Raw genomic sequence first — 1,681 nt, forward strand, 5'->3', positions numbered from 1 at the left:
GTGTGTGGTGGTTGTTTGTTTTGTTTTTGTCAGGTTTTTGGGCCTTTCATTGTTTTGTGATTCTTCTGATTTGAAGGGTTTTGATGGAGGGTTTGATCCTGGCTCAGGACGAACGCTGGCGGCGTGCTTAACACATGCAAGTCGAACGGTAAGGCTCCAGCTTGCTGGGGTACACGAGTGGCGAACGGGTGAGTAACACGTGGGTGACCTGCCCTGCACTTCGGGATAAGCCTGGGAAACTGGGTCTAATACCGGATAGGACCATGGTGTGGATGCTGTGGTGGAAAGTTTTTTCGGTGTGGGATGGGCCCGCGGCCTATCAGCTTGTTGGTGGGGTAATGGCCTACCAAGGCGGCGACGGGTAGCCGGCCTGAGAGGGTGGACGGCCACATTGGGACTGAGACACGGCCCAGACTCCTACGGGAGGCAGCAGTGGGGAATATTGCACAATGGGCGGAAGCCTGATGCAGCGACGCCGCGTGGGGGATGACGGCCTTCGGGTTGTAAACTCCTTTCACCATCGACGAAGGGTTTCTGACGGTAGATGGAGAAGAAGCACCGGCTAACTACGTGCCAGCAGCCGCGGTAATACGTAGGGTGCGAGCGTTGTCCGGAATTACTGGGCGTAAAGAGCTCGTAGGTGGTTTGTCGCGTCGTCTGTGAAATTCCGGGGCTTAACTCCGGGCGTGCAGGCGATACGGGCATAACTTGAGTACTGTAGGGGAGACTGGAATTCCTGGTGTAGCGGTGAAATGCGCAGATATCAGGAGGAACACCGGTGGCGAAGGCGGGTCTCTGGGCAGTAACTGACGCTGAGGAGCGAAAGCATGGGGAGCGAACAGGATTAGATACCCTGGTAGTCCATGCCGTAAACGGTGGGCGCTAGGTGTGGGTTTCCTTCCACGGGATCCGTGCCGTAGCTAACGCATTAAGCGCCCCGCCTGGGGAGTACGGCCGCAAGGCTAAAACTCAAAGGAATTGACGGGGGCCCGCACAAGCGGCGGAGCATGTGGATTAATTCGATGCAACGCGAAGAACCTTACCTGGGCTTGACATATACAGGATCGCGCCAGAGATGGTGTTTCCCTTGTGGCTTGTATACAGGTGGTGCATGGTTGTCGTCAGCTCGTGTCGTGAGATGTTGGGTTAAGTCCCGCAACGAGCGCAACCCTTGTCTTATGTTGCCAGCACGTTGTGGTGGGGACTCGTAAGAAACTGCCGGGGTTAACTCGGAGGAAGGTGGGGATGACGTCAAATCATCATGCCCCTTATGTCCAGGGCTTCACACATGCTACAATGGTCGGTACAGTGGGTTGCCAGTCCGTGAGGGCGAGCTAATCCCGTAAAGCCGGTCTCAGTTCGGATCGGGGTCTGCAACTCGACCCCGTGAAGTCGGAGTCGCTAGTAATCGCAGATCAGCAACGCTGCGGTGAATACGTTCCCGGGCCTTGTACACACCGCCCGTCACGTCATGAAAGTCGGTAACACCCGAAGCCAGTGGCCTAAACTCGTTAGGGAGCTGTCGAAGGTGGGATTGGCGATTGGGACGAAGTCGTAACAAGGTAGCCGTACCGGAAGGTGCGGCTGGATCACCTCCTTTCTAAGGAGATTATTTTTTCTTTGTGTCATGTGTCATCGTGTTGGTGGCGTGTGGCTTTTTTGTTTTTTGGGTGGAACACCT

1 rRNA gene is annotated in these 1,681 nt (G+C 55.6%); it reads left to right on the forward strand.

Annotation, left to right across the window (positions count from 1 at the left end):
- Positions 1-80: 80 nt before the first annotated feature.
- Positions 81-1,600, forward strand: a 16S ribosomal RNA gene (locus HMPREF2614_RS06455).
- Positions 1,601-1,681: the final 81 nt, after the last annotated feature.

It is taken from the genome of Corynebacterium sp. HMSC074C11, from assembly GCF_001809455.1.
Classification (GTDB): domain Bacteria; phylum Actinomycetota; class Actinomycetes; order Mycobacteriales; family Mycobacteriaceae; genus Corynebacterium; species Corynebacterium amycolatum.